Genomic DNA, 21,797 nt, shown 5'->3' with positions numbered 1-21,797 from the left:
CATTCTAATAAAATAAAATAAAGAAACCTGATTCCTAAAATCAGGTTTCTTTATTTTTAAACAAAGATTATATTACGCTAAAGTAATAGATTTATCCAGATATACATCCTGAATGGTTTGTAATAATTCTACACCATCTTTCATAGGTTTTTGGAATGCTTTTCTACCACTAATAAGTCCCATACCACCTGCGCGTTTATTTACAATCGCTGTGACAACTGCATCTTTAAGATCAGATTTTCCGTTAGATTCTCCTCCCGAATTTATAAGACCCACTCTTCCCATATAACCATTAATTACCTGATACCTGCATAAATCAATAGGATGTTCGGTAGTGAGTTCAGTATACATTTTAGGATCAGTTTTACCAAACTTAATCGCAGTAAATCCCCCGTTATTAACAGGAAGCTTTTGCTTAACAATATCTGCTTTTAATGTTACCCCGATGTGATTTGCCTGTCCGGTAAGATCTGCCGCTGAATGGTAGTCTACACCATCTTTTTGAAAATTATCATTTCTCAGGTAACACCACAAAATAGTAGCCATTCCCAGCTCATGAGCATACTCAAATGCTTCTGCAATTTCTACAATTTCTCTACGGCTATCTTCAGATCCGAAATATATCGTAGCACCTACCGCTACCGCTCCCATATCCCAGGCTTCTTTTATTGTACCAAATAAAATTTGTTGAGGGGTGTTAGGATATGTCAATAACTCATTATGGTTTATTTTCACAATAAAAGGAATTTTATGGGCATATTTTCTTGCTACTGAGGCCAAAACCCCATAAGTAGATGCCACAGCATTACATCCCCCTTCAATAGCCAGCTTAATAATATTTTCCGGATCAAAGTAAAGAGGATTAGGGGCAAACGATGCACCGCCGGTATGTTCAATTCCCTGATCAACTGGTAGAATGGAAACATATCCGGTATCAGCCAGTCTTCCATGTCCCAATATAGTTTGTAAACTTCTAAGGGTAGGAATATTTCGATCCGTTAAAGACCATACATCATCAATGATCGAAGGAGAGGGAGAATGTAAGAGTTTTTTATCTACCGTTTTACATTCATGTTTTAAATAAAAATCAGCTTGTTCGCCCAGTAATTGAGCAATTTTTGTTTCTGCCATAACTGAAAATATATAGGATTTTAATACCTATAAATGTACGCATTTATAAGCTGAATAGATAAAATTTCAATCAAAATAATTAAATTAAAAAAAGTTTGTAATCTAAAGAAACTGATTAGTGTTTTTAAACTATTCAGCCAAAAGTATCTTTTTAAAACCTTCCGTAATAAAAAGTTTGTTTCTTATTTTCATTAGAATATCTCGGGAAGAAAGAGCAGAAGTCATTATTTTTTTAACACGGCTTAAATTTTTAATCTGCGAATGGAGATTGTAAAAACCGTATCCTTTTACCACTCCGTTTTCCAGATAAATAAAAGAATTTTCACCGAGAGCTCTGCCTTTTCCATATAATATTATATTAGGCTCATCTAAAGAAAAATAGTCCAATATATGCTGATTAATAAGGTCTGAATCCTCTTCTTTCCCTTTTAATTTTTCAATAGTTTTATTAATAAACGAGATACCCTTCTCAGCAGAACTGAAAGAAAGCCAGGCGTATTTTTTGTTTTTACTATTAAGAGGGTTAATTACCCATTGATTAAATTCAAAATATAAGCCGTAAATAGATGAATTTGTTTCTCTTTTAGGTTTAAATTCAGGAACGTTAACTTTAATCTCATTTTGGGCTTTAATCTTTGCAATTATTTCATCACCTGTGAGCTCATAAGTAATTGATTCCGTTTTTATTTGAAGCTCGATAGACTTTTTATTTTTTCCGGTCAGAATCTGTCTGGCCTTGTTAGCAATGTTAGTACTTTGATCAATATAAATAATTTTTCCGTTTTCATCTTGTAAATAAAAAACGCCTGTTTCCAGTGGAAGTTCTTCTAAAAGATATAATATTTTTTTATTTAAAGATTGATGGCGTATTTGTTTAATAGAAGATTGAATAATATTTTTCTGCAAATCTTTAGCCAGTAAGAGCTGAAATAATTTCACCGTAGCACGGGCATCTCCATGAGCTCGGTGTCTGTCGCTTAAAGGAATTCCCACTGCAGTACATAAATTACCCAAAGAATATGAGCTCATATCCGGGATTAATGTCCTGCTTAACGAAATGGTATCCAGAGTAGGACGTTGAAAATTAAAGCCTAATCGTGAAAACTCAGTTCGTATAACCCGATAGTCAAAAGCTACATTATGAGCCACTATAATAGTCTCATCAGTAATTTCAACCAATCGTTTAGCCAACTCATAAAATTTAGGAGCGGTACGAACCATTTTGTTGGTTATACCCGTAAGTTTTTGCACATAAAAATGAATTTCTTTTTCAGGGTTTACCAGTGAAATAAAAGTATCGGTTATTTTTTCTCCGTCAAACCTGTAAACCGCAATTTCAATTATGCCTTCTTCATTGAATTTACCTCCTGTAGTTTCTACATCTAAAATAGCATAGTCCATAGTTATAAACTGTTGGAGCAGTATTTATTTTTTATATTTCCTTTTATTATTAACCCCTAATGCACCAAAAAAAACTTTAGATCCCTCTCGTACAATGGTTCTGCCCATATCTCTTACAAATGGAGAATTCATTATTTTCTCGAATAGCGAAGGTTCCTCTTTTTTACGGGGTGTTGATGTTGTTTTGGGGAGAGTAGTTGAACTAGATGTTTCTGAAGGATTAGTGCTTTCAGCTACTACCTCCATTTTTTTGCTTAAAATTTCGTAAGCACTTTCTTTATGAATATCCTGTGCATATTCTTTAACCAAATCAGAATTAGTGACAATTTCGTCAATTTCTTCTGTAGTTAATATATCCATTCGAGAGCTGGGAGAGATCATAAATGTATCCGCCAGTGGAGTAGGTATTCCTTTTTCATCCAGAGAAGTTATGAATGCTTCACCAATTCCTAGTTGTTGAATTAATTCGTTGGCTTTATAATATTTAGAAGAAGGGTAATTTTCTACCGCTTTGTCAATTTCTTTTTTATCTTTTGCTGTAAAACCTCGTAGAGCATGTTGAATTTTTAATCCTAACTGGCTCAATACACCATCGGGTACATCTCCCGGAACTTGAGTACAAAAATAAATTCCGACCCCCTTAGAGCGTATAAGCTTTACCATAGTTTCAATTTGATTAAGAAGAACTTTAGTTGCTTCTTTAAAAATTAAGTGCGCTTCGTCTATAAATATTGCCAGTTTTGGTTTATCCTGATCTCCGATTTCCGGAAAAGTTTGATAAATTTCTGAAAGTAAGCTCAGCATGAAAGTGGAAAAAAACTGAGGATTGTTCTGTATATCCGTTAATCGGATAATACTGATAACACCCAGTCCGTCTTTTGTTCGCAGGAGATGCTGAGGATCGAAACTGGGCTCGCCAAAGAAGCGGGAGGCTCCTTGTTGTTCAAGCGTGACTATACTTCTTAATATGGCGCCTAAAGAACTGGAAGCTATAGAACCATAATTCTGGGATAGCTCTGCTTTACCTTGAGGATCGTCCGTTACAAATTGCAAAACCTTACGCAAATCATCTAAATCGATTAATGGAAGTTTTTTATCATCGCAATACTTAAATATAATAGACATGATACTGCTCTGAGTATCATTAAGACTTAAAATTTTACTAAGTAATACAGGACCGAATTCAGTAACGGTAGCTCTCAAGCGAACTCCTTTTTCCTGGGAAATGCTAAGTAGTTCAACAGGGAAGCCTTGGGCTGTATAGCTAAAACCTAATTTTTGGTACCTTTCAATTATTTTAGCATTAGTTGCATTTCCCGGTTTTGCCAATCCACTCAAATCACCTTTTATATCCATCAATAATGAGGGAACTCCCTGTAGGGATAATTGCTCAGCCAGTATTTGCAGAGATTTGGTCTTACCGGTTCCTGTTGCACCAGCAATGAGACCATGACGGTTAATCATTTTCAAAGGCACGCCAACTTCAACTTCCGAAACGACTTCACCCTCCAACATAGCTTTACCTAAAACTATCTTTTGTCCTTTAAATGTATATCTGGATGTAAGATCACTAATAAATTGCTCTTTCATATTAATTAAAATAAAACGGTAAAGTTAAATATTTTTATTTCTAAAAAAATATAAATATTGAGTTAATCAAATTAATTTTCTGTAAATCAGTAAATTGAAATCGGGTTAGTTTTGAATTTTTAAATAACCAAATTTCAACAATAAATAATTACATGGCATTTATTTTGTAATTTATAAAACTTTGACCTTATTTTGTATAACGTATTTAAATTAACATTTTAAATTGATGAAGATTAAAATTATAAATAAATCAAAGCATGAACTTCCGGAATACAAAACTGCATTTTCTGCCGGAATGGATTTGAGAGCCAATCTGGATAGTTCCCTAGTTTTAAAATCCTTGGAAAGAAAAATTATACCAACCGGATTATACATGGAAATTCCTAAAGGATATGAAGGGCAGATTCGACCGAGAAGTGGATTAGCATCTAAATTCGGAATAGGATGTCCTAATTCTCCAGGAACCATAGATGCCGATTATAGAGGAGAATTGGGAGTTATATTAGTAAATTTATCTAAAGAAGATTTTACGATTAATGATGGAGATAGAGTTGCACAGTTGGTTATAGCCAAACATGAAACAGTAGAATGGGAACAGGTTGATGAATTGAATGATACTGAAAGGGGAGATAGCGGTTACGGAAGTTCAGGAATAAAATAAACGAAAATAAAGATACAATAATTATTATACATTAAAAAATATGAAAATAATAGTACCCATGGCAGGTAAAGGATCTCGATTACGTCCGCATACGTTAACAGTTCCTAAGCCATTAATCCCGATAGCAGGAAAGCCAATTGTGCAAAGATTGGTTGAAGATATAGCTAAAGTTGTAGATGAAGAGATAGATGAAATAGCTTTTATCATCGGCGATTTTGGTGCTGAAATAGAACAAAAGCTAATCAGTGTTGCTGAAAAACTGGGGGCCAAAGGATCTATTTATTACCAGCTGGAACCACAAGGAACAGCTCACGCAATCCATTGTGCAAAAGAAAGTATGTCAGGACCGGTTATCGTAGCATTTGCCGATACTTTATTTCGTGCCGACTTTCAGTTAGACAGACATTCTGATGGAGTTATATGGGTTAAAAGAGTGGATAACCCTAGTGCGTTTGGAGTTGTGAAGCTCGATGCTTACGGAATTATTCAGGACATAGTCGAAAAACCGGAAGAATATGTTTCAGATCTGGCTATAATAGGAATTTACTATTTTAAAGATGCTTTACGGTTAATGACGGAAATTGATTATTTAATTGATAACGATATTAAAGTAGGAAATGAATATCAGCTTACAGATGCATTGGATAATCTCAGAGTAAAAGGAGCTAAATTTACTTTAGGTAAGGTGGATGACTGGATGGACTGTGGAAATAAAGAGGCTACTGTTGAAACCAATTCCAAAATATTGGCCTATGAAAAAGAAGAAGTAGCAGTGTTTCCTCCGAGCGCAGAAATTGAAAATAGCTTAATCATACCACCATGTTTTATTGGGGAAAACGTTAAAATTGTTAATTCTAAGATTGGACCTTATGTTTCTCTGGGAAATGGTACTAAAATTGATAGTAGCAACATAGAGAATTCTTTAATACAGGAAGATACTTTAATAGCTCATGGGAATTTGAATAACTCCATGATTGGTAATTCCGCTAAATATTTTGGCGTTGCCAGTTCTTTGAGCTTAGGAGATTACAGCGTATTGGAGACGAAATAATTTTGATGAACAAGATAATATATATACTGCTCGCAATTAGCCTGGTTTCCTGTCGTACGACCCATGGTGTTACTGTAAAAAATAAAGATATCAAGTATGAAAATGCTGACGAAGAAAAACTTTTTACAGCCATTCATAAAACTAATACATTTTCAAGTCTTAAAATAAAAGCAACGGCAGATATTGAAGCAGGGTCTAATTACCCGTCTGTGGCTCTAACTTTATATTTAGATCAAGGGAAGCAGATTTGGGCAAACGCTTCTTTACTTTTACCTCTGGCAAGGGCAAGTATTATGCCTTCTGGTTTTAAAATGTACGAAAAAATTGGTAAGACTTATATTGACTCCGATTTTGATTATGTTAATAACTTGTTAAAAGTAGACTTTATTGATTATCAAAGTATGGAAAATCTTCTGGTAGGAAAACTTTTTTTTCCCGTAGCACCACAGGATTACACTTTGAAAATTCAGGATAACAAATACGTTCTCACTTCAGACAGAACAATTCCCATTGGTTCAGGAAAGAATACGAGAAACTTTGCAAGTATTATTGCATTTGATTCAAACTTTAATCTGCTACAGGTAGTGTTGGAAGATAAATTAAATAATACCTATTTACAGGTAGATTATGATAATTATGTAGATTTTGAAAATAAAATTTTGCCAAAAAATATTAAAATTTTCATAAAAGAAAAGAAAGAAGCAAAAATATCGTTAGATTATAATAAATTTGAAACTGTTAAGATGCAAACTCCTTTTGATATTCCAAAAGGATACACTCAGAGAAAAATTAACTAATGAATCAAAGAAAACTTCTATACACATTTTTTCTGGCTTTATTTAGCCTGCTAGTATATAGTCAGCAGCCCTATAACAAAGAAGCATTACAAAAACAAAGTGCACAGTTAAGACAAGAAATAGCAGATTTAAATAAGGCGTTGGCAGCTAGTAAAAACGAATCCAAGACCTCGCTTATTTACATTGCTAATCTGAATAAAAAATTAAGTGCGAGAACTCAGCTTATAACGAATACAAAAAAGGAATCCAGAGTTTTGGACGATGAGATTTATTTAAATCAACTGGAAATAAATAAATTAAAAAGAGAGCTGAAAGTATTAAGGGAAAATTATGCGGATGTTTTAATTAGGTCTTATAAAAATAAATCCATACAAAATAAAATTTTATTTATTCTTTCTTCAGAAAATATTTCTCAAGCGTTCCGACGTATCAAATATTTGCAAAAATATTCAGAATTTCAAGACCGTAAAGTAGCTGAAATAAATGAAAAACAGCAACAAATTTTACATACTATAGAACTCAGGGAGAAAGCTAAGAAAGACAAATTAAACGTTCTGGCTCAGCAACAAACTCAGGTAAAGCAATTAAGTGTAGAGAAAAAAGAAAAAGAAGAAGTTGTTGCTCAATATATCCAACAACAAGGCGATATTGTAGCTAAAATCAAACAAAAGCAAACTCAAAGGCAAAATCTGGAAAGACAGGTGCAATCAATTATTGCAGAAGAGTTAAGAATAATAAAAGCAAGAGAGGCTGAAGAAAGGAGAAAAGCTCAGGAAGCTGAACTAGCCAGAAAAAAGACTATTGAAGAGGAAAGAGCCAGAAAAGCTAAAGAAGCAGAGTTGGCAGCCAAAAAACTCGCGGAAGAAAAAGCGGCTGCAGCCAAAAAAGCAGCAGAGGAGGCACTAGCAGCCAAGCTACTTGCTGAAAAAGAAGCTAACGACAGAGCGGCAGCCAAAAAAGCGGAAGATGCAAGAAGGGCAGCAGAAAAAGCTGCAGCAGAAAGAGCCGCAGCAGAAAAGTTAGCGATTCAGAAAACTGAAAAAGCTAAAGATGCAGAGCAAAAAGCAGAAGAAAAAAGAGCTTCTTTAGGTATTAATAAATCTCAGGTTACTTCCACAGAAGCTTTATCGAAGTCTTTTGAAGCTAATAAAAAATCTTTACCCTGGCCGGTTAAAGGAACGATTGTTTCACAATTCGGAACTACTCCGCATCCGGTTATACCTAACATACAGGTAGAACACAGGGGTGTGGAAATCGCAGCGGCACCAGGTAGCTTAGCTAATTCTGTATTTTCTGGAGTGGTAAGCAAAGTCTTGGTTATTCCTGGAGGAGGAAAAGCAGTATTGGTGAGTCATGGTGAATATTTTACACTTTATGCTAATTTATCAACAGTGATAGTTTCTGTAGGAGATAAAGTGGGTATAGGGCAAGCCTTAGGTAAAATATATTCTGATGATACCAATACCACTTTATTAGATTTTCAGATTTGGAAAGGGCAAACCCCACAAAATCCGGCTAACTGGATTTCCGGAATGTAAATCCACCGAAAAAAACTCTACAAACTTAAATAAGTGAATTCTAAAATATTTGTTAACTTTGAAGCAAATAAAAAATAATTAAAAAATATGAGATTATTTGAACATCCTATGTCAATTGTAATAATACTGGTTGTAGTATTATTATTATTTGGTGGTAAGAAAATTCCTGAATTAATGAAGGGGCTGGGATCAGGACTGAAGGAATTCAAAGATGCTACGAAATCAGATGATGATAAAAAGAAAGATTCTGCTTCATCTGAAAAAAAGGAAGAATAAACAACCTATCCTGTTCTTAAAATTTAGCAAATGAAATTTACAGAAAAAGCTTGGAATATTTTCAATCAAAGTATTCAGGATTATCACACTACAGACAATGTTAACCAACCAATTAACAATCCCTATCCTGCCGGTCAGATTGAACATTTATTGTATTTGAAAAACTGGATAGACACTGTTCAGTGGCACCTCGAAGATTTAATCAGAGATGAAAATATAGATCCGGTAGAAGCATTGAGACTAAAGAGATGGGTGGACAAATCTAATCAGGAACGAACAGATAGGGTTGAAAATCTGGATAGTTGGTTTTTAGATAAATACAAACAGGTAAATATTATGCCTGAAGCCAAAATAAATACGGAAAGCCCCGCTTGGGCTATGGATCGCTTTTCCATTCTGGCTTTAAAAATATATCATATGAAATCGGAAGTAGAGCGAAAAGATGCATCTGCTCAGCATAAAGAGAAATGTCAGGAAAAGTTAAACATACTACAACAGCAATATATAGATTTATCTACAGCTATCGAAGAATTATTGGATGACTATGAAAGAGGAGCAAAATATATGAAAGTATATAAGCAGATGAAAATGTATAATGATGAAGAATTAAATCCGGTACTTTATAACAGTAAAAAGTAATTAAAAAACTCTAACTATTTTTTGTATATCATTATTCAATTTGAACGGAATAATCATATTTAATACCTGCTTCAATAGCGATTGTAAGAGTGTTTTCTGAAGGAGCCATCGGGCAGCTGTAATATCTGCTATATGCACAGTAAGGATTATATGACTTATTAAAATCTATGATAATCTTATTTTTAACAATTGATTTTTTTGAGAAATCTAAATATCTTCCGGCTCCATAAGAAGATATACCTGTAGTTAAATCTCGGAAGGGTAAAAACAAATAATCTTTATGATGCTTGGTAACCGGAAAAGGTTGATAAAGGTATAAATGATTTGTTTTCCCATTTAGTTCAAAAGTTAACCTACCATATTTTAAATACTTTTTATACAAATTTTTAGATGTTTTAAAGCTATAAATATCGGAAGAGTTTAGCCTGATAAAATCTGCCTGAACAATAAAGTTACTATCAATAGGGAAGAAGTTAAGACCTTTAAAATCTGCAATATCTTCTTTCTTCAATGGTGTATTAGGACCGTCATAATGTTCTTTGAGTTCTGCCTGATATTGAGCAGCTGATAGTGCAGGCCTGCTTTTATTAACGGAACATGAATTAAGAATTAAAATGCTGAAAAAGAGGTAGCCAAACGTTTTCACTTGTGGATAAATAATTAATTGAATGATAGATAAATGTAAGTATATTTTTTAAATTATTATTACATTTGCTCCTTTAAATGTCAAAATTAAATAAAAAATGCTAAAAAAACTTTTATTGCTTTTGTTGGCTTTGTCTGTTTCTGGACTTAGTAAAGCGCAGGAAAATGAGGTAAACACATCCGTAAAAGATTCAGTGCTTATTCCAAAAAAAGAAAATCATTGGAAAATAAGTGGAGATCATTCACTGACTATCAATCAGAATTCATTTTCAAATTGGATTGCCGGAGGAACCAATTCATTTGGAGGAGCCGCAAGAATTAATTATTCCTTTGATTATAAAAATGGCAAACATATTTCAAAGAATAAAATCACTGTTGGATACGGACAAATAAATAACAAAGGTGATAAAATGAAAAAAACAGATGATATATTGCTACTGGAATCCATGTATGGCTATTCCATTTCAAAAAATTGGTATGCCAGTGTAGCAATGTCTATGAAAACTCAGATGTTTAATGGTTACGATTATTCCGCGCATCCGGATTATACTTCAAAAGATCGAATATCATCATTTATGTCACCCGGCTATCTAACCTTAGGAGTTGGTTTTGAATATAAGCCTGAAGGCAAATTTCAATTTTCAGTTTTACCCCTGACTTCTAAAAATACTTTTGTACTGGATGAAAAGCTTCAGAAAAAAGGAAATTACGGTTTAAGACACGACGGGGATTATATGTTTATGGAATTAGGTGCCATGGTCACTGCAAAATACAAAACTGAAGTAGTGAAAAATATTACTTGGGATAATTCATTATCTTTATTTTCCAATTATTTAAGACATGCAGAACGGGTGGATATAACATTTGGAAGTGTTATAGATATGAAAGTAAACAATCATATCTCAACAAAACTTACCTTTGATTTGATTTATGATCATGATCAAATAAGAAAAACACAAACGCGTCAGACATTTGGAGTAGGTGTTTCGTACAAATTCAAAACAAACGAATAGGGTTACGATAAGTTAAATATAATAGAAGGCTTGGTTTCGAAAGAATTAAGCCTTTTTTGTTTAAGTCCTAATATGAAATCCGGAAAAAGAAAATAATATAAATCAAAATATAAAAGATAAGGGTTATTTTTTTTAGTATATATTTCTTAATAGAACTATATTTGCAGCTGCCTTTTATTATTAATTGAAAAAAATGAAATTATTAGCAATAGGAACGGTTGCATTTGATGCTATTGAAACACCGTTTGGTAAAACAGATAAAATTTTAGGTGGAGCTGCTACCTACATAGCTCTAGCTGCTTCCAAACTTAAAGCCGAAGTAAACATTGTCTCTGTAGTCGGAGGGGATTTTCCAGGATCTTATTTAGATATGATGGTTCAAAATAACATCGGAATCGAGGGAATTAAAGTGATCGAAGAAGGGAAAACCTTTTTCTGGGCTGGGAAATATCATATAGATATGAACAACCGGGATACTTTGATTACTGAGTTAAATGTTCTCGAAAATTTTGATCCTGTTATTCCGGAAGAGCAAAAAAAATCGGAAATTGTTATGTTAGGTAATCTTCATCCGGCGGTTCAATTATCAGTAATTGAGCAAATGGAGGAAAAGCCTAAGCTGACTATTCTGGATACTATGGATTTCTGGATGAACAGTACCTGGGACTTACTAATGGAAGTAATAGCTAAAGTTGATGTTATTACCATCAATGATGCAGAAGCCCGTCAGTTGTCAGGAGAATTTAGCCTGGTTAAAGCAGCTCAGAAAATTCAGGAAATGGGGCCTAAAGTTGTAGTTATTAAAAAAGGGGAACATGGCGCATTGTTATTTAATGAACGTAAAATATTTTTTGCCCCTGCTTTGCCTCTGGAAGATGTTTTTGATCCTACAGGTGCCGGAGATACCTTTGCGGGAGGTTTTGCCGGATATCTGGCAGAAACCGGTGACTTATCTTTCGAAAATATGAAAAAAGCAATTATCGTGGGAAGTGCCTTAGCTTCGTTCTCTGTTGAAAAATTTGGTACTGAAAAATTACAAGAGTTACAATCAAAAGAATTTGAAATTCGTTTAAATGAATTTAAAAATTTAACAGAATATAGTTACGATATTTAAACTCAGACAAACTAAATTTATAATATAGGCCCTTAATTAAAGCAATTAAGGGTTTTTTTTATATATTTAACATTCGAGAAAAAAAGTATTAATAACATATGGTCAAAATTAAAGTAATACTGGGAGGACTTTTTATTGCCTCAGTTTTAAATGCACAGAATATGAAATATCCGGTAAGCGATAAAGGAAAAGTTATTGACGAATATTTTGGAGAAAAAATTCAGGCACCGTATCGATGGCTGGAAGACGATCAGTCTAAAGCAACGGCAGATTGGGTTCAGAAGCAAAATAAACTGACTTTTGATTACCTGAAAAAAATTCCTTATAGAAATCAGCTTAAAGAGCAGATCACCCGCTTGTGGAACTATGAAAAAGTTTCAGCTCCTTTTGAAGAAGGTGAATACACGTACTATTATAAAAATAACGGATTGCAGCCTCAAGCTGTCTTATATCGGAAACTTACCACTGGTGGACCGGAAGAAACGTTTTTAGATCCTAATAATTTTTCAAAAGACGGAACTTCTTCCCTGGGAGATATTTCATTTAGTAAAGACGGAAATCTGGCTGCGTATCAGATTTCGGAAGGAGGATCTGACTGGAGGAAAGTAGTAATTCTCGATACAAGATCCAATAAACAGATAGAAGATACCCTAAAAGATGTTAAATTTTCAGGAATAGCCTGGAAGGGGAGTGAGGGTTTTTATTATTCCAGTTATGACAAGCCTAAAGAAGGAAGTCAGCTGGCAGGAAAAACAGAACATCATAAACTTTACTATCATACGCTGGGCGAGCCGCAATCCAAGGATAAGCTTGTTTTTGGTGGAGAAAGTACTCCCAGAAGATATATTATGGCATCTGTAACCGAAGATCAGAGATATTTGGTTATTACAGCAGCCAATTCAACTTCCGGAAATGAACTTTACATACAGGATTTTCATTCGGCAGATAACAATATTCACAAAATAATATCAGGATTTGATAACAATTATGAAGTTATAACTTCAAAAGGAGATTGGTTATATGTACAAACAAACCTTAATGCACCCAATCAGGTGCTTAAAAAATTTAATGCATCAAAAATGGGGAGTTCCAATCTTATTTGGGCGGATGTAATTCCTGAAACCAGCTCGGTAATGAACGTTACTTCGGCAGGAGGATATTTATTTGCCTCTTATATCACGGATGTTCATTCAGTGGTTAGGCAGTATGATTTTAATGGGAATCTGGTACGCATGGTTGATTTACCGGGCGAAGGTCAAACCTATGGGTTTGTAGGGAAAACGAATCAGAAAAATATTTATTATTCATTTACGAATTATATATATCCATCGTCAATTTTTCAGGTTAATGTCGAAACAGGTAAATCGGAGCTTTATAAAAAGCCCGACATTAAATTTAATCCCGACGAGTATATAAGCAAACAGATATTTTACACCTCTAAAGATGGGACTCAGGTTCCTATGACGATTACCTATAAAAAAGGAATTACGTTAGACGGTACTAATCCTACGATTTTGTATGGGTATGGAGGATTTAATATAAGTTTACTTCCAAGTTTTTCTGTAGCTAATGCCGTATGGTTACAAAATGGTGGAATTTACGCCGTAGCAAACCTGAGGGGAGGAGGAGAATACGGAAGGGAATGGCATGATGCAGGTACTAAGATGAAAAAGAAGAATGTATTCGAAGATTTCATTGCAGCAGGAGAATATCTGATAAACAATCACTATACTTCCTCCCGATATTTATCAATTGCTGGAGGCTCCAATGGCGGATTGCTGGTAGGAGCAGTAATGACTATGCGACCGGATTTGGCTAAAGTAGCCTTGCCGGCAGTGGGAGTGTTGGACATGCTGAGATATCATACTTTTACAGCAGGAGCAGGCTGGGCCTACGATTACGGTACGGCTAATGATAGCAAAGAAATGTTTGAGTATTTAAAATCATATTCACCCGTGCATAATGTGAAAAAAGGAGTTTGTTATCCTGCTACCCTGATAACCACAGGAGATCACGATGACAGAGTAGTTCCCTCTCATTCCTATAAATTTGCTGCTGAACTACAGGAAAAACAAGGATGTTCAAACCCAGCATTAATAAGAATTGAAACCAAGGCAGGACATGGAGCAGGTAAGCCTACAGAGTTAATCATTGAAGAATCTGCAGATAAATTTGCTTTTATCTTATATAATTTTGGAATTAAAAATTTAGAATAAAATTATCAATAATTTCGTTAAAAAACAGATTGATTATATCAATCTGTTTTTTTATGCATTTATACTTATAAATATAGGATTAAATATTGGTTTAATTATTTTATTATTTGTATTTTTGAGTACTAACTAAAGTCAAATTAAAATAATGTCTATGAAAAAAAGTTACTCTGCCTTACTTTTATTCTTATTCGTATTTACGTTTTCCCAATCAGAAAAATTGGTATTCGATTATGATATTTCGGGTAATCAGGTACTAAGAAAATATCAATTAGAAAATCAAAAGAAATTTAGAGAAGAAAGTTCCTTAGATGCTTTAGATAAGTCTTCAGAAAAAAGAATCCTTATTTATCCTAATCCGGTAGAAACAGGATTATTTATTGAATGGGACTCATCCATAGCCAATCTGTTAACAAAAATAGAATTAGTTCCTTATAATGGCAATGCTGTAGAAGAGGTTAAATTTATAGCTTCAGAAAGAAGAATATGGATAAATATGGCCTACAGATTACCCGGAGTATATTATTTTAAAATTTACTGTTCTAACGGAGAAGTATTACTCCATTCCGTTATAAAAAACTAAACTATTTCCTATGAAACTACCTAATACAATACTTTTTATAGGGGTATTCTTGTTATATACATTTAATTTGAATGCACAAAAGATCGTATCTTCATTGCCTGACAATGATTCTAACCAAAAGATAACAGATTCGGAATACATCATATTTACTCCGGGATTTAGGGTTACGGCTAAGAATGAGACTCAGTTTTCTGCCTCTATTACCGGGGGGAAAGGAGATGGAACCTCTAATATTTCGGATGATCCGTCATCTTCTTCGTCTTTAGGCGTTGCTGATACTAAAGGAGAAATTTCAGTCTCAAACATGGGATCGGCTAGTTACGTGATACCCGTTGCGGTTCCACCGGGAGTTAAAAATATTGGGCCGCAGATCTCTTTAAGTTATAACAGCTCCTCTGATAATGGAATGGCTGGTTATGGATGGAGTATTTCAGGAATCTCCTCTATTTCAGTGGTCTCAACACGTTTAGATTTAGACGGTTTCGTTTCGGGAGTAAGTTTTAACGAAAATATCAGATTTTCATTAGATGGTCAAAGACTTATTCTGAAGCAAGGTGAATATGGAAAACCGGGAGCTATTTATCAGACAGAAAACTATTCGAATTTAAAAATTGAATCGCTGGGTACTGCAAATTTATCCGGGCAGGAAGGTGTTAAGCCTGAATATTTTAAAGTTACGTTTCCGGATGGAACGCAAGTATTTTACGGTTCTTCGGAAGATTCAAGAGGCATTACGGAATGGCTGATTAAAAAATGGAAAGATCCGCAGGGCAATTATATTGAATATATATATGAAAAAGAGTTTAATACCACATATATAAGTAAAATTTTGTGGGGGAAAAACGAAAATAAATCCTCCGGAGTATCTAACAGTATCCAGTTTTTTTATAAAAAACGTGAACGGATGGAGTTCGCTTATATACAAGGAATCAAACTAATAAATACCCGAATCCTTGATAAAATTGAAGTATATTCCTCCGGTGCATTATTTAAAAAATATCAGGTTACTCACGAAAAAATAAGTGGAAATTATCAAAGGGTTTCTTCTATACAAGAATTTAACAGTAAAAATCAAGCCGCTAATCCGGTTTCCTTTTCTTATAAAAATACAGCCGGTTCTTTTTCGGGATATGAAAAAGTTGAACTTAAAACATTAGGAAATCTGAGGGATGTTAGAGCAACCGGAGATTTTAATGGTGATGGAGAGGCAGATGTAATTGATGCTAATAACAAACTTTATTGGAATATATTCAATAAATTGGGAGTGGATAATAGTATCAGTTCAATTGATCCTCAGGGATTATTCCTAGGTACTTCCATTAATTTTTCAACAGCAAATAAACTAAACAACTATCAATCAATTTTATACTATGGAGATAAGAATGATTCTGAGTTGAGTACCTATGATATTGAATATCTCAAAGGGCAAAAACTTATTTTAAAAGTAAAGGATTTTGATAAGCCTTCTAATCAGTTTAAAGATGTATATACAAAGGAAATTGATTATCCCTATGTAAATGTATATGGAAGTAGAAAACATTGTTACAGTACCTCTAAATTACCAATATATACAGGAAGAGGAGCACAAAAAAAAATACTTTCTGGAGATTTTAACGGAGATGGAATATCGGAAATTCTTGTGTTAGGAAAATCCAAAACTATTTATTACAATATTGAGAGTATACCAGCACCTATTCCAAGTGGAGGAGTAGATATCTGTCGTGAAAGAGAAATTGAAAAGCATGTTCCCGCCTATTACGTTGATATGAACCCTAATTCATCACAAAAAACCTATTTCGTTACAGGAATGAATTTAAAATATGATGATATTATTACCATTGCAGATTTTAACGGGGATGGAAAAGACGATATTTTTACCATCAATTCTGATGGATATTTTACTCTATACACATTTGATAAAGAAAGTAATTTTAAAGAATTATTTAGAGGCCATATGCCCGAATATGGTAGTGAGAAGACCTATTTAGTCGGAGATTTAAATGGGGATGGGAAAATAGATATTATGGTACCTGAAGCTGAAGGTTCTACCAATTGGTACATCTATATATCAACAGGAAAAGGGTTTGATAAGATCAAATATAATTATTTTAGAGAGTATAAGCCATACTGGGAAGGACGTCCATCTGCCAATAGGGTACGGGTGAGAAAATACCAGTTGGTTGACTTAAACAAAGACGGAAAAGCGGATTTTGTAGAATCAGAATATGAATCTTGGACGGTTCAGCCCGGAGACAGAGACGGAAGAGGCTATATTCGTTATTTTGAAAATATGGGAGGTGCGGAAAAACCGGTTTTCGCCAATATGATGCAAAGTACTCCTCTTCGATCCAGATATGGATATGAAGAACCCATAGAACTGATAGTTGCCGACTATAAAAATAACGAAAAAACAGGGAATTATCTATTTGGCCAGGGGAAGCAAATATGGAAAGGTAAATTTAATAAGGATTTACGAAAAGAAATTCTGATAACGCAGGTTTCAGAATCCGGCGGAAATATAGTAACCCAACTAGATTATGCCTCTTTGATTCCTAATATACAAAATAAAGGCTTAGGTGATGCGGCAGGAGTTTATTTCTCTTCCGATCAAGAAGTGTATCCGTATAAAGAGATCATTCAGGTTCCTAATATGGATGTCGTAGAAAAAGTAACGGTAAGGACCGGGACCAAGTACCTGTATCAGAAATATAAATATTTTGGGTTAACAGCGCATACCCAAGGGCTAGGGCTGTTAGGGTTTAAAAAAGTTGCACGTTCCAACTGGATGACGGATGAAAATATCGTGAAAGCTGAAATATGGTCAGTGGAAGAAATGTACCCGCAACTAGGGCGAAACGAAGGAAGTTATTCCCCATGGATATCTTCCTGGACCTTTAAAGGCAATAACTACAATCTTATTAGTACACCTCAGGATAATCAGCTCTTGTCTAAAAGTTCCACGCGTTTTTACACTCAAAGATCTACATCCGGAATCATTAAAATTTTACCGGCTGATAAGTCAGAAAATGACTACATAACCGGAAAAACAACGACCGAGAACTATCAATACGATAGTTACGGAAATCCAATTCAGACAAAAATGAATAACGGAGTTAGCACTCTTATCAGTAAATATACCTATGATAATGATGCGACAGGAGCCAACGAAAATTATTATATTGGAAGGCTGGTGAAAAAAGAAAGCGCAGTAACTGCATACAATGATACCTATACCTCCGAAGAAAGATTTACCTATGATAAGAATTTGATAAAACAAAGTTTCAAAAAAGGGTATAAAACTGATGAAATAGCAGAATCATACACATACGATGACTGGGGAAATCTGATTCAGAAAACAATATCTGCACCGGGAGTGTCACCACGTACTGTTAAAGATACCTATGATTCGGAAGGGCGGTTTGTTATCAGGAAAACAGATATAAATAACCTTACCGAAAACTTTATTTATAATACTTGGGGACAGGTACTGGAACATACCGATGCTTTAGGAACTAAAATACAAACGGTTTATGACGGCTGGGGGAAATTAATAAAAGTAACAACTACCGGAACCTCCGATCAACCTTTGATTACCTATACGGAATATCAAAGAACCTCAGAAGGCGGAGCAAAAATAATCAGCTTCAATAACCAGACCGGAGAATATTCGGCACTATACAAAGATGTGTACGGGCGGGATATCAAAGCTACGACCAAAGGTTTTGCTTCGGGAACCTATGTCTCTAAAGAGACGGTTTACGATGTACTGGGTAGAAAGCTAAAAGAAAGCGAACCGTATTTTGAGAGCGAGGGAAGTCCCGCCTATTGGAACCTAACCGAATACGACGAGCTGAGTCGACCGGTGAAACAAACTTTATTTACCGGTAAAGTAAATACAATTTCCTATAAAGGACTCTCTGTTACCACATCCGATGGGGTGAAAAAGAAAACCCTAACCAAAGATGCCAATGGTAATACCATAAAAGTGGATGATAATGGCGAAACCATAACCTATAGCTACTATGCCAATGGTACCCCTAAAACCTCAAATTACGGAGGACATATTATTACAACCAAACAAGATGGATGGGGAAGAAAGATCTATTTGCATGATCCGGCCGTAAGTTCCCAACCGTATACTTATTCTTATAATAACTACGGAGAGCAAATTACGGAAACCACACCGGATGGAACTACGACTTATACCTATTCACCTATGGGCAAGGTGCTTACCAAAAGAATAACAGGTTCCCATACACAGGTAACCGTGAGCTATGAATACTCGGATAAAGGATTGCTTTTAAAAGAAACAGGAACGGCAAACGGACAGGCTTATACTAATGTGTATAACTACGATACGTTCTATCGGTTAAAAAATACAAGGGAAATAACGCCTCAGGCTGCTTATTTTAAAGAATATACCTACGATCCATTGGGAAGGACTCAGACAGAGAGAGTTACCACTTCTTTAGGGAAGCAGGTTTCAGCAATTACGGTTCAAAATTCATATAACCTGTATAATGGGATTTTAGATAAAAAAACACATGCAGAAAGTGGAAAAATTCTTTGGCAGCTCACCGGCATGAATGAAAGAATGCAGGTGTTAAACGCCCAATTAGGTAACGGAATAACCATTAAAAATACGATTGACGGTGCCGGGTTTATTACTAAAACAGAACAAAAAGGAGAACTGTCTGCACCTTTAGTAGCATCGTATGATTTTGACTGGAAAAGAGGAACCCTTACTTCTCGGTATAATCAGTATTATAACTGGAACGAACAGTTTACCTATGATTCCTTTGATCGGTTGGTTTCCTGGTCGGATCCGTCCGGAGTAAATTCTAATAGCTATGCTTCAGATGGAAGGATTACCAGCAATTCTCAGATAGGAGAATATAATTACGTTACTTCTTCCCGATATAAAAAATCCTCTATAAACCTTAACAAAGCAGGGAATAACTATTATAAAGACAAGCCCACACAGCAAATTACGTATAATGTATTTAAAAACCCAGTTCAGATTACAGAAGGACAGGAAAAAGTAATTTTTGAATACAACCTTCACAATAGCCGTACTCAGGCAGAAGTTAGCACTGGGAGTACGATACATACACGTAAATATTATTCCGATGATAAGCAGGTAGAAATTATTACTGATGAAGAAGGAACAAAAATAATCACCTATATATCCGGTACTCCGTACGATGCACCTGCTTTATGGATGACCCGGTTTACAACCTCAGGGTCAAAATCGGAAGAAGGAATTTATTACCTGCATCGCGATTATCAGGGAACGATTCTTGCAGTAAGTAATGAAAAGGGGCAGACTGTAGAACGCCGTCTATTCGATCCTTGGGGTAATGTAGTAAAAGTTACCGATAAAAACGGGAATACACAATCGGTGAATGCTCAGTTTAAATTTCTGGATCGCGGGTATACCGGTCATGAGCATTTCTTTACGGTAGGGCTTATACATATGAACGGACGTGTGTATGATCCGGTATTGAAACAGTTTCTTTCTCCGGATAATTTTATACAGGAAGCGTTTAACTCTCAAAATTATAACCGTTACGGTTATGTTTTGAATAATCCTTTGATGTATACAGATCCTTCCGGTGAACTTTTTGGATTAGGTGAATTAGCAACGGCAGCTATCGTCGGAGCATTTATTGGAGCAACCACCTATACGGCTTATGCTTTATACACGGATACTTTTAGCTGGAGTGGTTTTGCAACCAGTACGATTATGGGAGGAGTAAGCGGAGTCGCAGCTTATGGGGTAGGAACATTAGCCGGGACAATGTTTCCTTCCGTAGTCGCCAATACAGCAACCATGGGAATGAAGATAGCTCACGCAGTAGTTTCGGCTGGTTTTCATACCTTATCTCAAGGGGTGATCGTAGGAATTTCAGGAGGAGATGTATTAAGCGGAATGTCCAGTGGAGGAATTTCCAGCTTGGTAGCCTCAGCTGTAGGGTTAGGAGGAGCAGCAGCAGGAATTAATGGATCAAAGACTTTTGGAACTCTGTTTTTTGGCACCTTGAGCGGAGGTTTCGGTTCTGTCTTGACTAACGGCAATTTCTGGCAGGGCGCCGCAACAGGTTTAGTGGTTAGTGGATTGAATCATGTGGTGCATAAGATAGAAAAGATAACTTTTCTAGAAAATACTGGAGGAGATCCCAATCCTAACAGAAATTGGAGACAGGATAAACTTTTATCAAAAGGAGAAATAGAAAAATTGCAAGAAGCCGGATGGGATCATAGTGATAAAGGAAAAGGTGGTGGAAAAAAGGATTTATATAAAGATAAAGAGGGGAATGTATATGAAAAACCTAAAGGAGGGAATGGTCCGGGAGAATGGACTGGACATAATTTAAATAATTTATCTACAAGTTCTTTATTAAATAAAATGGGAGGAGATGGATTATTAAAAATAATGGAGAAGGCAGCAGGGAGTTTAATTAGAGTACCCGTAATACCAGAAATTATTTTTATGATGTTAGATGATGGTCTAAATAATAAGCAATTAATGTTATAGCAATGAAAAAAGAATATAAAAATAAAATTCATTTTGATTTTAGTATATGGAATTATGAAGATATTACCCATAAAGAAATCACTCATATACTAAGAATTATACCCTCAAAAGTTTATGTAAAAGGAGAACGAATAAATCCTGAAAATCCAAAGATATCAAAACAAAACGGATGGATATTAAAAAGTTCATTAGATAAATACGTTTCTTTTGAAGATCAGCTAAATGTTATGTTAGACTTGTTAGAGCCGAAAATAGAAGAATTACAAATGCTAAGTGAAAAGCATAAATGTGAGTTTGAATTTTCATTAGCTATATTTATACTAAATCAAAATGAAAGTACTCCCTGGGTACATCTAAATAAAAGGTATAATGATTTTATACGAAAGGTAGATGTAGAGTTTGATTTTGATATATATTACCCACCAGAAGATGAGGAATAAAAATAAAATTTTTGATTAAAAAACAATTGATTTAATGTTATTAAATCTAGATAATTTATGAGAATATTCTTCAAGTTGCGAGCAACCGCAGGAATTAAGGGATTAATGGATCTAAAACTTTTGGAACTCTGTTTTTTGGCACCTTGAGCGGAGGTTTCGGTTCCGCC

16 protein-coding genes are annotated in these 21,797 nt (G+C 34.8%); 12 read left to right on the top strand and 4 right to left on the bottom strand.

Annotated elements, in window-relative coordinates; translation table 11 throughout:
- Positions 1-72: 72 nt before the first annotated feature.
- The 3 genes from EOV51_RS01235 to EOV51_RS01225 all read right to left on the bottom strand — a co-directional run bounded on the left by EOV51_RS01235 (position 73) and on the right by EOV51_RS01225 (position 4,122).
- The gene (locus EOV51_RS01235) at positions 73-1,131 is read right to left on the bottom strand and encodes a class I fructose-bisphosphate aldolase (RefSeq protein WP_128149040.1); all 1,059 of its coding nucleotides are present in this window, start codon (positions 1,129-1,131) and stop codon (positions 73-75) included.
- A 129-nt stretch (positions 1,132-1,260) separates the two neighbouring features.
- Positions 1,261-2,532, bottom strand: coding sequence for an exonuclease domain-containing protein (locus EOV51_RS01230; protein WP_128149038.1), 1,272 nt, complete (start codon positions 2,530-2,532; stop codon positions 1,261-1,263).
- 24 nt (positions 2,533-2,556) lie between these two features.
- Positions 2,557-4,122: a helicase HerA-like domain-containing protein gene (locus EOV51_RS01225; protein ID WP_394343660.1), complete on the bottom strand. Its 1,566-nt coding sequence runs from the start codon at positions 4,120-4,122 to the stop codon at positions 2,557-2,559.
- 226 nt (positions 4,123-4,348) lie between these two features.
- Here EOV51_RS01225 and dut point away from each other — a divergent pair, with 226 nt between their 5' ends.
- The 6 genes from dut (at position 4,349) to EOV51_RS01195 (ending at position 9,084) form a co-directional block, all read left to right on the top strand.
- Entirely contained in the window at positions 4,349-4,783 is a 435-nt protein-coding gene (gene dut, locus EOV51_RS01220; protein WP_128149034.1) for a dUTP diphosphatase, read from the top strand.
- A gap of 40 nt (positions 4,784-4,823) precedes the next feature.
- Positions 4,824-5,834 (top strand): sugar phosphate nucleotidyltransferase, encoded by a 1,011-nt coding sequence (locus EOV51_RS01215; RefSeq protein ID WP_128149032.1) that lies wholly within the window; start codon positions 4,824-4,826, stop codon positions 5,832-5,834.
- A 5-nt stretch (positions 5,835-5,839) separates the two neighbouring features.
- Positions 5,840-6,631, top strand: coding sequence for a DUF4292 domain-containing protein (locus EOV51_RS01210; RefSeq protein ID WP_128149030.1), 792 nt, complete (start codon positions 5,840-5,842; stop codon positions 6,629-6,631).
- A complete protein-coding gene (locus EOV51_RS01205) occupies positions 6,631-8,169 on the top strand; it encodes a M23 family metallopeptidase (protein WP_128149028.1) in 1,539 nt (512 codons plus the stop codon). The genes EOV51_RS01210 and EOV51_RS01205 overlap by 1 nt, the downstream gene beginning before the upstream one ends.
- Positions 8,170-8,256: 87 nt before the next feature.
- Entirely contained in the window at positions 8,257-8,445 is a 189-nt protein-coding gene (gene tatA / locus EOV51_RS01200) for a twin-arginine translocase TatA/TatE family subunit (RefSeq protein ID WP_128149026.1), read from the top strand.
- Between the two features lie 30 nt (positions 8,446-8,475).
- A complete protein-coding gene (locus EOV51_RS01195) occupies positions 8,476-9,084 on the top strand; it encodes a DUF4254 domain-containing protein (protein ID WP_128149024.1) in 609 nt (202 codons plus the stop codon).
- A gap of 31 nt (positions 9,085-9,115) precedes the next feature.
- Here the strand turns inward: EOV51_RS01195 and EOV51_RS01190 are convergent, their stop codons facing one another.
- The gene (locus EOV51_RS01190; RefSeq protein WP_164875220.1) at positions 9,116-9,730 is read right to left on the bottom strand and encodes a DUF1684 domain-containing protein; all 615 of its coding nucleotides are present in this window, start codon (positions 9,728-9,730) and stop codon (positions 9,116-9,118) included.
- A gap of 97 nt (positions 9,731-9,827) precedes the next feature.
- Here EOV51_RS01190 and EOV51_RS01185 point away from each other — a divergent pair, with 97 nt between their 5' ends.
- The 6 genes from EOV51_RS01185 to EOV51_RS01160 all read left to right on the top strand — a co-directional run bounded on the left by EOV51_RS01185 (position 9,828) and on the right by EOV51_RS01160 (position 21,630).
- The gene (locus EOV51_RS01185) at positions 9,828-10,742 is read left to right on the top strand and encodes a DUF3078 domain-containing protein (protein WP_128149020.1); all 915 of its coding nucleotides are present in this window, start codon (positions 9,828-9,830) and stop codon (positions 10,740-10,742) included.
- A gap of 193 nt (positions 10,743-10,935) precedes the next feature.
- A complete protein-coding gene (locus EOV51_RS01180) occupies positions 10,936-11,856 on the top strand; it encodes a PfkB family carbohydrate kinase (protein ID WP_128149018.1) in 921 nt (306 codons plus the stop codon).
- Between the two features lie 98 nt (positions 11,857-11,954).
- On the top strand, positions 11,955-14,072 hold the full coding sequence (locus tag EOV51_RS01175; RefSeq protein ID WP_228427660.1) for a prolyl oligopeptidase family serine peptidase: 2,118 nt from the start codon (positions 11,955-11,957) through the stop codon (positions 14,070-14,072).
- 151 nt (positions 14,073-14,223) lie between these two features.
- On the top strand, positions 14,224-14,652 hold the full coding sequence (locus tag EOV51_RS01170; protein WP_128149016.1) for a T9SS type A sorting domain-containing protein: 429 nt from the start codon (positions 14,224-14,226) through the stop codon (positions 14,650-14,652).
- Between the two features lie 10 nt (positions 14,653-14,662).
- Positions 14,663-21,190 carry an FG-GAP-like repeat-containing protein gene (locus EOV51_RS01165; protein WP_128149014.1) on the top strand — a complete coding sequence of 2,176 codons (6,528 nt, stop codon included), beginning with the start codon at positions 14,663-14,665 and terminating at the stop codon, positions 21,188-21,190.
- 2 nt (positions 21,191-21,192) lie between these two features.
- Entirely contained in the window at positions 21,193-21,630 is a 438-nt protein-coding gene (locus EOV51_RS01160) for a DUF4279 domain-containing protein (RefSeq protein ID WP_128149012.1), read from the top strand.
- Positions 21,631-21,797 lie beyond the last annotated feature (167 nt).

Origin of the sequence: Apibacter raozihei, from assembly GCF_004014855.1 — a bacterium.
GTDB classification, from domain to species: domain Bacteria; phylum Bacteroidota; class Bacteroidia; order Flavobacteriales; family Weeksellaceae; genus Apibacter; species Apibacter raozihei.
Note: the sequence above shows the minus strand (reverse complement) of the source record. Positions and strands in the feature narration are given on the sequence as shown.

Coding starts and splice junctions, on each gene's coding strand:
- EOV51_RS01235 (WP_128149040.1), bottom strand. CDS start 1,131: ATGGCAGAAACAAAAATTGCTCAATTACTGGGCGAACAAGCTGATTTT.
- EOV51_RS01230 (WP_128149038.1), bottom strand. CDS start 2,532: ATGGACTATGCTATTTTAGATGTAGAAACTACAGGAGGTAAATTCAAT.
- EOV51_RS01225 (WP_394343660.1), bottom strand. CDS start 4,122: ATGAAAGAGCAATTTATTAGTGATCTTACATCCAGATATACATTTAAA.
- dut (WP_128149034.1), top strand. CDS start 4,349: ATGAAGATTAAAATTATAAATAAATCAAAGCATGAACTTCCGGAATAC.
- EOV51_RS01215 (WP_128149032.1), top strand. CDS start 4,824: ATGAAAATAATAGTACCCATGGCAGGTAAAGGATCTCGATTACGTCCG.
- EOV51_RS01210 (WP_128149030.1), top strand. CDS start 5,840: ATGAACAAGATAATATATATACTGCTCGCAATTAGCCTGGTTTCCTGT.
- EOV51_RS01205 (WP_128149028.1), top strand. CDS start 6,631: ATGAATCAAAGAAAACTTCTATACACATTTTTTCTGGCTTTATTTAGC.
- tatA (WP_128149026.1), top strand. CDS start 8,257: ATGAGATTATTTGAACATCCTATGTCAATTGTAATAATACTGGTTGTA.
- EOV51_RS01195 (WP_128149024.1), top strand. CDS start 8,476: ATGAAATTTACAGAAAAAGCTTGGAATATTTTCAATCAAAGTATTCAG.
- EOV51_RS01185 (WP_128149020.1), top strand. CDS start 9,828: ATGCTAAAAAAACTTTTATTGCTTTTGTTGGCTTTGTCTGTTTCTGGA.
- EOV51_RS01180 (WP_128149018.1), top strand. CDS start 10,936: ATGAAATTATTAGCAATAGGAACGGTTGCATTTGATGCTATTGAAACA.
- EOV51_RS01175 (WP_228427660.1), top strand. CDS start 11,955: ATGGTCAAAATTAAAGTAATACTGGGAGGACTTTTTATTGCCTCAGTT.
- EOV51_RS01170 (WP_128149016.1), top strand. CDS start 14,224: ATGAAAAAAAGTTACTCTGCCTTACTTTTATTCTTATTCGTATTTACG.
- EOV51_RS01165 (WP_128149014.1), top strand. CDS start 14,663: ATGAAACTACCTAATACAATACTTTTTATAGGGGTATTCTTGTTATAT.
- EOV51_RS01160 (WP_128149012.1), top strand. CDS start 21,193: ATGAAAAAAGAATATAAAAATAAAATTCATTTTGATTTTAGTATATGG.